7 protein-coding genes are annotated in these 8,533 nt (G+C 69.9%); all 7 read right to left on the bottom strand.

Going from position 1 to position 8,533, the window contains the following annotated elements:
- Positions 1-717: alpha-hydroxy acid oxidase (locus ON27_RS38725; protein ID WP_174377926.1), on the bottom strand; the 717-nt coding region annotated here is incomplete at its 3' end.
- Positions 717-2,168, bottom strand: coding sequence for a rhamnulokinase (locus tag ON27_RS38720; protein WP_043738972.1), 1,452 nt, complete (start codon positions 2,166-2,168; stop codon positions 717-719). The genes ON27_RS38720 and ON27_RS38725, both read right to left, overlap by 1 nt.
- Positions 2,165-4,201, bottom strand: coding sequence for a bifunctional rhamnulose-1-phosphate aldolase/short-chain dehydrogenase (locus ON27_RS38715; protein WP_043738967.1), 2,037 nt, complete (start codon positions 4,199-4,201; stop codon positions 2,165-2,167). Before ON27_RS38715 ends, ON27_RS38720 begins: the two co-directional genes overlap by 4 nt.
- A gap of 37 nt (positions 4,202-4,238) precedes the next feature.
- Entirely contained in the window at positions 4,239-5,435 is a 1,197-nt protein-coding gene (gene rhaI, locus ON27_RS38710) for an L-rhamnose isomerase (protein WP_051047548.1), read from the bottom strand.
- 1 nt (position 5,436) lies between these two features.
- Positions 5,437-6,807 carry an MFS transporter gene (locus ON27_RS38705; protein WP_051047547.1) on the bottom strand — a complete coding sequence of 457 codons (1,371 nt, stop codon included), beginning with the start codon at positions 6,805-6,807 and terminating at the stop codon, positions 5,437-5,439.
- 59 nt (positions 6,808-6,866) lie between these two features.
- On the bottom strand, positions 6,867-7,220 hold the full coding sequence (locus ON27_RS38700) for an L-rhamnose mutarotase (protein ID WP_043738963.1): 354 nt from the start codon (positions 7,218-7,220) through the stop codon (positions 6,867-6,869).
- Between the two features lie 240 nt (positions 7,221-7,460).
- On the bottom strand, positions 7,461-8,492 hold the full coding sequence (locus ON27_RS38695; RefSeq protein WP_043738961.1) for a DUF2293 domain-containing protein: 1,032 nt from the start codon (positions 8,490-8,492) through the stop codon (positions 7,461-7,463).
- Between the last annotated feature and the right edge of the window lie 41 nt (positions 8,493-8,533).

Genomic DNA, 8,533 nt, shown 5'->3' with positions numbered 1-8,533 from the left:
GCGGTCCAGGGAGGCGAAGGCCAGTGGCTCGGTGGTGAGGAAGTCGATCCACCAGCGCGGCCGGGGCAGCGCGTCCAGCACCGTGGCGGGTGTGAGGGCGGGTGGGATGGACATGCCGTTGCGTGTGTCGCGCAGCCGGGCGCCGGCCACCGGAACGTCCACGGTCACCAGCAGGGTGTCGAACCCCGCGGCCGCGGCACGCTCCACCAGCGCCATGGAGCGGTCTCGATCCTTCCACATGTAGAGCTGGAACCAGTTGCGCCCGTGCGGGTTCGCGGCGGCGACATCCTCGATGGACGCGGTTCCCATGGTGGACAGCGAGAACGGGATACCGGCGCGGCCGGCCACCCGGGCGCCCGCGTACTCGCCCTCGGTGTGCATCATCCGCGTGAACCCGGTGGGCGCGATGCCGAAAGGCAGCGAGACCGGCCCGCCGAGTACCTCCCAGCCGGTGCCGACCTCGGCGACATCACGCAGGATGGCCGGGTGGAATTCGATGTCCAGGAATGCCTGCCGGGCCCGGTCCAGGGAGATCTCCGCCTCGGCTGCTCCGTCGGTGTAGTCGAACGCGGCGCGCGGGGTGCGGCGCTTGGCGATGCGGCGCAGGTCCTCGATGGTGAGCGCGGCGTTCAGGCGGCGCTCGGTCCCGTTCAGACGCGGTTTCCGGAAGCGCAGCAGCGGCGCGAGATCGCGGGGCTTGGGTACTTGCCGTTTCATCAGCCTGCCTTCCTGGCGGTTTCGGTGCGCGGCAGGTACCGCTGCGGAGGGTACGCGGTGGCGACCTCGGTCCGCAGCGCGTCCACGTCACCGTGTAGCAGCCCGTGCGTGCGAGCCTGCACAAGTATGTTTCCGAGCGAGGTCGCCTCTACGGGACCGGCCAGCACCGGTATGCCGGCGTGGTCGGCCAGCAACCGGCACAGCAACTGGTTGCGCGCACCGCCACCGACGAGATGGATGGTGCGCACGGGGGTGCCGCTGAGTTCGGCGGCGGTTCGTACGCAGGCGGCGAAGGCGGCGGCGAGGCTCTCCACGATCGCGCGCACCATGGGGACCGGGCCGTCCGGCACCGGAAGATCGCGTGCGGTGTACCAGTCCGCTATGCGCCCGGGGATGTCGCCGGGCGCGAGGAACACCGGATCGTCCACGTCGAACATCGCGACCGGAGCGGGTGCTTCGGCCGCCGCGGCGAGCAGCCGTGCCAGGTCGGCGGTGGCGTCCTCGCGCTGCCAGTGCCGCACGGACTCGCTGAGCAGCCACAGCCCCATCACGTTGCGCAGGAAACGGGTACGCCCGTCCAGTGCCGCTTCGTTGGTGAAGTTGGCGGCCCGGCTCGCCGGATCGATCAACGGCCTGGTGATTTCCACGCCCGCCAGCGCCCAGGTGCCGCACGAGATGTAGGCGGCGGACTCCGGCGTCATCGGCACCGCGGCGACCGCGGACGCGGTGTCGTGCGAGGCCACCGTGGTCAGGGTGAGCTTGTCGTCCAAGCCGAACCCGGACGCGATGCCGGGCAGCAGTGGACCCAGCGTGGTCCCGGGATCGGCGAGGGACGGGAAGAGGTCGGGGAGTGCGAGCCGGGCGCGGAGGTCGGCGTCCCATTCGCCGTCGACGCCGAGCAGTCCGGTGGTAGAGGCGTTGGTCCGCTCGGTCACCTGGATTCCGGTGAGCCAGAAGCCCAACAGATCCGGGATCAGCAGGGCGGTGTCGGCGGGGGCGAGGGTGCCCGCCAACCGTTCGGCAGCCAGCTGGTAGACGGTGGTGAAGGGCAGGAATTGCAGGCCGTTGCGGTCGTAGAGATCCGTCTGGGCGACGGTGGCGTGCACGGCGGCGACGCCCTCGGCGCTGCGGTCGTCGCGGTAGTGATAGGGCAGTCCGAGCAACCTGCCGTTTCGGAGCAGCCCGTAATCGACCGCCCACGAGTCGATCCCGGCGCCGAGGAGGTCCGGCGCCAGCCGGGCCGCCGCGGCGAGCCCGCGTCCGACCTGCCGGTACAGCCCGGGCAGGTCCCAATGCAGCGCGTCGCGTGCGCCGTTCCACAGTGGCAGCGGGTCGTTGGCGAACCGGGCGACCTGGCGCATGGTGATCCGGCCCGGGCCGACCCGGGCCAGCATCACCCGTCCGCTGGTGGCCCCGAGATCGACCGCGGCCACCGCGCCGGTGCCGGTCATCGCAGGAACGCCGCGGCGACCCCGGCGTCGACCGGCACGTGCAGGCCGGTGGTGTGCGAGAAGTCCGCGCTGCACAGCGCGAAAGCGGCATTGGCGATGTGCTCGGGCAGCACCTCCCGCTTGAGCAGCGTGCGCTGGGCGTAGAAGGCGCCCAGCTCGGACTCCTCCACCCCGTAGACGGCGGCGCGCTGCGCGCCCCAGCCGCCGGCGAAGATGCCCGAGCCGCGCACCACCCCGTCGGGGTTGATGCCGTTGACCTTGATGCCGTGTTCGCCGAGTTCGGCGGCCAGCAACCGCACCTGGTGGGCCTGGTCGGCCTTGGCCGCCGAGTACGCGATGTTGTTCGAGCCCGCGAAAACCGAGTTCTTGGACGAGATGTAGAGGATGTCGCCGCCCATCCGCTGCTCGATCAGCGCGCGGGCAGCCGCCTTGGACACCAGGAACGAGCCTTTGGCCATGACGTCGTGCTGCAGGTCCCAGTCCGCTTCCGTCGTTTCCAGCAGCGACTTCGACAGCGAGAGCCCGGCATTGTTGATCACCAGGTCCAGGCCGCCGAACGCGAGCACCGCCGCGTCCACCGCGGCCTGGACCTGCCCCTCATCGGTGACGTCGGCACTGATGCCGACCGCCACGTCGGCCGAGCCGATCTCGGCCGCGACCTCGATGGCCTTCTCGCCGTCCCGGTCGGCGACCACCACACAGGCGCCCTCGGCGGCCAGCCGCTGCGCGATGGCCTTGCCGATGCCGGACGCCGCGCCGGTGACCAGGGCGATTCGGGTGGCCAGCGGCTTGGGTCCCGGCCTGCGGGCCAACTTGGCCTCCTCCAGCGCCCAATACTCGATCCGGAATTTCTCCGCCTCGTCGATCGGCTGGTATCGAGACACCGATTCGGCCCCGCGCATGACATTGATGGCGTTGAGATAGAACTCGCCCGCCACCCGCGCGGTCTGCTTGTCGGCGCCGTAGCTGAACATGCCGACGCCCGGGATCAGCACGATGGCGGGGTCGGCGCCGCGCATGGCCGGGGAGTCCGGGGTGGCGTGCCGCTCGTAATAGGCGCGGTACTCCGCCCGGTACGCCTCGTGCAGTTCGGTGAGCCGCTCCTTGCACCGATCAACCGGAGCGTCGGCGGGCAGGTCCAGCACGAGCGGCGCGACCTTGGTGCGCAGAAAGTGATCCGGGCAGCTGGTGCCCAGCGCGGCCAACCGTCGATGCTCGGCGCGGGAGAGGAATTCGAGCACCGGCGCAGTGTCGGTGAAGTGCCCGACCTGCCGCCGGTCGGTGGAGGCCAGCCCGCGCAGGAAGGGCGCCAGCGCGGCCGCCTTTGTCCGCCGCCGCGCCTCGGGCAGAGCTTCGTAACCCGGCAGCACGGCCCCGAACGGCTCGGGTTCGCCGTTGGCCGCAAGGAAGCGTTCGATGGTCTCGACGATCTCCCGGGAATGCGCCTCGGCGTCGTCGGACGTGTCGCCCCAGGCGGTGATGCCGTGCCCGCCGAGGATGGTGCCGATCGCCTGGGGGTTGTCCCTGCGGATCGCGGCGATGTCGAGGCCCAGTTGGAATCCGGGCCGCCGCCACGGCACCCAGACCACGCGGTCGCCGAAGATCTTCCGGGTCAGTTCCGGGCCGTCCACGGCGGTGGCCAGCGCGATCCCGGAGTCCGGGTGCAGATGATCGACGTGTGCGGCCTCCACCAGGCCGTGCATGGCGGTATCGATGGAAGGCGCCGCGCCGCCGCGGCCGTGCAGTGTGTAGTCGAACGCGGCGACCATCTCGTCCTCCCGGTCCACGCCCGGGTAGACGCCGACGAGGGAGCGCAGCCGGTCCAGCCGCAGCACGGCCAAGCCCTGCTCGGTGAGCGTGCCGAGATCGCCTCCCGAGCCCTTGACCCACATCAGTTCGACGAGTTCGCCGGTCACCGGATCGGTGTCGGTGCCCTTGGCGGAGGTGTTGCCGCCCGCGTAGTTGGTGTTCTTCGGGTCGGCGCCGAGCCGGTTGGACCGGGCGATGAGTTCCGCGACCGTGGGGTTGGTCATGGCTGGTGATTCCTCGTTTCGGGTGATGGTTCTGTGGTCAGGCGCCCCACGAGGCGGCGCCGCCGCTCGCACGCTCGGCGGCGAGCCGCTCCTGCTGGCCGGAGCGGGCGTAGGCGGCCATCGGGTCTTCGGGCAGGCCCCGGTCGGCGCGCCACCGGGCCAGCCGTGGGCGGACATCGGTGTAGAAGGCATCCATGAAGACGGCGTTGGCGGTGAGCACGTCACCGGTCTCCTGGGCGGCGGCGAGCGCGTGGAGATCCACCAGCGCGGCGCGCGCCGTCATCTCCTGCACGTTGAGCACCGAGCGGATCTGGCCGGGAATCTTGTCCTCGATGTTGTGGCACTGGTCGAGCATCAGCGCGACTCCGGATTCCGCGGCGAGGCCGTCGCCGCGCAGCACCTCGAACATGATGCGGAACAGCTGGAAAGGGTCCGCCGCGCCGACGATCAGGTCGTCGTCGGCGTAGAAGCGGGAATTGAAGTCGAACGACCCCAGCTTCCGCAGCCGCAGCAATTGCGCCACGATGAACTCGATATTGGTGCCGGGCGCGTGGTGACCGGTGTCCAAGCACACCACCGCTCGCTCCCCGAGCGCGCTGACCTGAGCGTAGGCGGTACCCCAGTCGGGCACGTCGGTCATGTACATGGCCGGTTCGAAGAACTTGTACTCCAGTACCAACCGCTTGTCCGTGCCGACGTGCTGGTAGATGGCGGCCAGCGATTCGGCCAGGCGGTCTTGGCGGCCTCGGATGTCGCCCTGCCCCGGGTAGTTGGTGCCGTCGGCGAGCCAGATCTTCAGGTCCCGCGAGCCGGTCTGCTCCATGATCTCCAGGCAGGCCAGGTGATGGTCGATCGCCTTCTGGCGGATCCGCTTGTCGGTGTGGGTCAAGCTGCCGAATTTGTAGTCGTCGTCCTGGAAGGTGTTGGAGTTGACGGTGCCCAGCCGGACCCCCAGATCTTCCGCGTAGCGGCCGAGGTCGCGGTAGTCCGGGACGGTGTCCCACGGGATGTGCAGAGCGACGCTGGGCGCGAGGCCGGTGAGCCGGTGCACCGTGGCCGCGTCGGCGATCTTCTCCTCGACGGTGCGTGCCGTGCCGGGGGTGCCGAACACCTTGAACCGGGTACCGGAGTTGCCGAACGCCCAAGACGGAAGCTCGATGGCGAGGGATGCCAGGACGTCTTCGATGGGCACGGGCCGTATGCCTTTCGAGAAGGTGGGACGCGTTGCCGCCATATCAGTGCCCTCCCACGGGGGTGCCCTCGGCGGTGCCTGCGGGTTCGGCGCTGACGACGACGTGCCGCGTAGGCCCGTGCGTCTCGTCGACCGGAGTGCCGTAGCGTTCGACCTCGATCTCGTGCAGGGTCTTTCCCTGCGTCCGCGGCGCGAACACCGCGCCGATCGCCAGCGCGACGGTGAGCAAGCCGATCAGCAGCAGTCCGACGGTGGTGAGCCCGGTGGCGGCGAGCATGGTCGGGAAGAAGTAGCTGAGCAGGCCGGTCGCCGAGCGCACCACGAAGAACATGAAGCCCTGGGCGCTGGCCCGGTAAGGGGTGGCGAACAGTTCGCTGGTCCACAGACTGTAGAAGGCTTGCGCGCCGATGCCGCTGGACACGCCCCACAGCACCGCGAACAACAGCAGGGTCGGCATGCCCGAGTCGGTGAAGAACACCAGCACGCACCATGCCAGCACGCCCAGCGCCGCGCCGACCACGTACAGCAGCCGTTGCGATACCCGGTCGGCGTAGGACATGAAACCGAAGTACGTGGCCGCGACGGTGCAACCCCACACCAGCACCTGCAGCAGGTTCTGCTGCACCGCGCTGTGCACGCCCGCGCTGTCGTAGACACGCGGCATGAAGATGCCCGCCTGCCCGGCGACGGTGTTCCAGAAGCCGTAGATGCCCATCAGCACGAGCAGGGCGGAGATGTTGATCCGCCGGGAGAACAGGCCGCTCAATCCCCGGCCTCCGGTGAAGGACCGCACGGGCGCGCCCGCGTGGGATCCCGCCTCGTCCTGCCAGATCCTGGATTCCGTCAGGCCCTGGCGGATCCACCACACGACGGCCGCCACCACGAACAGATGCAAGAAGATCAGCCGCGAGCCGAGCAGTTCCAGCGGCGCCAGCGCCGCGGCCAGGGCGAAACCGACCAGCGGCCCGACCGACCAGGCCAGCTGCGCGGTGCCGACGTGACGAGCGCGCTCGGTGGTCGGCGCCTGCTCGGCGATGTAGGTCCAGGATGCCGGCACGCCCGCACCGACCGCGATGCCGGTGATCACGAAAGCGGCCAGCAACATCGCGAAGTTCACCGCGAACGCCGCGAGCAGCACGCCCGCCATGTATACGAGCAGGTCGTAGGTGTAGATCGCCTTGCGGCCGAAGCGGTCGCACAGCGGCCCGCCGATGCCCGCGCCGATCGCCGCACCGAACGCGTTGGCGCTGAGCGCGGCCAGCAGGCCGACAGCGAAGTTGCTGATGCCGAACGCGTCCTGCCAGAAGGTCAGGCTGGTGGCGATGGCGATGATGGAACCCGCCTCGATGTAGTTGGACATCGCGACGGAGATCGTCGCTTTCCACCCGGTCGTGGTTCGTGCGCCTACCTTCATGGTCTTCCTCGGGATTTCGCAGGGGAGTGTGGAGCGGAGTCGGGACCGAGTCGTGCGACTCAGTCGAGGTGGAAGTACTCGGTGAGGCGGTGCGCGGACTCGTCCGGCCCCGCGCCCGGCTGTGCCGGGGAGAACGGGGGCGCCTGGAAATACTGCGCGATGCTCGCCTGCCAGCGCGCATCGACCTCGGTCGCGGCCATCGCCGCCTGGGCCGCGGCGAAGTCCGCGGTCTCCAGGTAGCCCACCACCAGACCGTCCTCGGGACGCAGGAAGAGTGAATAGTTCGTCCAGCCCGCCGCCCGCAACGCGTCCAGCATGTCCGGCCATACCGTGGCGTGCGCGGCGAGATAGTCATCGATCCGGTCCGGGCGCAGGGCCAGCAGGAAGCAGACGCGTTCGGTGGGGTGGGGCATCGGTGTTCCGCCTCATCGTTGAAACGTTTCAATTTGTGAGTGCAGTCACCGTACGCCCTCGGAAGTGATTCGGTCAACACGAGTTCGGCATCCGGGGTCGATTGCCGCGCCGGTCGCCAGTGGCTCGCGCGGTCGGCCGATATCGCGCGGCCGGGCATCGGACCGGCCCGCGATGTGCCGCGATTCGCCCGGCATAGGAGGATTCGGGCGCCGCGCGGCCGTGGGGAAGCGGGCGAGAAATCAGCCGCGCCAGGTCTCGAGGACCTGGTCGACGGTAGGGCGGATTCGCGCCCTGGCCTCCGAGCGGGGGATGCCGGTCATGAGGAGTTGGTCGTAGTCGGTGTCGCGGTGGCGGATGGAAGCTATGACGGCGAGGGTGAGCGCTTCGGGGGAGAGAAGTTTGGCCGCGGCGGTGCGGCCGACGCGGCCGCTGCCGCGCACGGCGGCGTGTTCGGCGATCTGCGTGGCGCGATCGCCGGGGCAGCCGGGGAACAGCCGGCGGATCTCGTCGGACATGCGGGCGCAGTACTCGACGTCGTGGGCGGCGCGTCGGACGTGGTCACGCTCGCGGCGGCGGGCGCGGGCATCGTCGTCGGCCAGGCATTGCTGTTCGGCGCGAACCAGGGCGGCCTCCTCGACAAGAATGCCGAGCCGTTCGTATCGCTTGCGTCGCCGGTTGAAGCGGACCACGACGGCGGCGAGGATGCTCTCCTTCTTGGCGCGGCGGCTCAGCGCCGCGTTTCCGGCGGGCAGGAACTCCAGGTGGTCCAAGTCCGAACAGGTCGGGCACAGCGGTCCGGCGGTGGAGGTGATCAGATACGGGCCGGTTTCCGCGCACTCGGCGCACGTCCACGGCTCCGCGGCCTCGACCACCGTCAGATCCGGCGCCCGGTTCTGGCGCTGGACGACCTGTTCGCGCCGCACGGGACTGAGTTCCGCGGAGAGCCAGTGCACCCGGAACACCTCGTCTTCGCCGTTGTCGACGAACCGCAGCGCCTCGCGATCGCGTCCGCCCGACAGATACGCCGCTGTGCTCGCGGTGAGACCGCGCTCGCGGGCCCACTCGCCCAGCAGTTCCGCCACATCCCGCATCCGCCGCGCGTCCACCGCCGTGACCTGCTCCAACGACCGCACCCGCCCCTGCCGCCAGCGATCGACCGAACCGGATCGCACCCACCCGAGAGTGGCGAAGACATCAACCGCCGACACGTATTCGCGTTGAGCCAGCGCCGCTTCCGCAGCCTCGACCACTCGCCGCCGCAGCTTGGACACGAGTTCGAACCCTAGCGCACATCGCGGGTGGGTTCGGCGAT

The sequence above is a fragment of the Nocardia asiatica NBRC 100129 genome (assembly GCF_000308415.1).
Lineage (GTDB): Bacteria > Actinomycetota > Actinomycetes > Mycobacteriales > Mycobacteriaceae > Nocardia > Nocardia asiatica.
This window is presented reverse-complemented; position numbering and strand designations above follow the sequence as displayed.

What these genes read in the sequence shown, in the direction of transcription:
- ON27_RS38720 (WP_043738972.1), bottom strand. Translation starts at nt 2,168, where the DNA reads ATGACCGGCACCGGCGCGGTGGCCGCGGTCGATCTCGGGGCCACCAGC.
- rhaI (WP_051047548.1), bottom strand. Translation starts at nt 5,435, where the DNA reads ATGGCGGCAACGCGTCCCACCTTCTCGAAAGGCATACGGCCCGTGCCC.
- ON27_RS38705 (WP_051047547.1), bottom strand. Translation starts at nt 6,807, where the DNA reads ATGAAGGTAGGCGCACGAACCACGACCGGGTGGAAAGCGACGATCTCC.
- ON27_RS38700 (WP_043738963.1), bottom strand. Translation starts at nt 7,220, where the DNA reads ATGCCCCACCCCACCGAACGCGTCTGCTTCCTGCTGGCCCTGCGCCCG.
- ON27_RS38715 (WP_043738967.1), bottom strand. Translation starts at nt 4,201, where the DNA reads ATGACCAACCCCACGGTCGCGGAACTCATCGCCCGGTCCAACCGGCTC.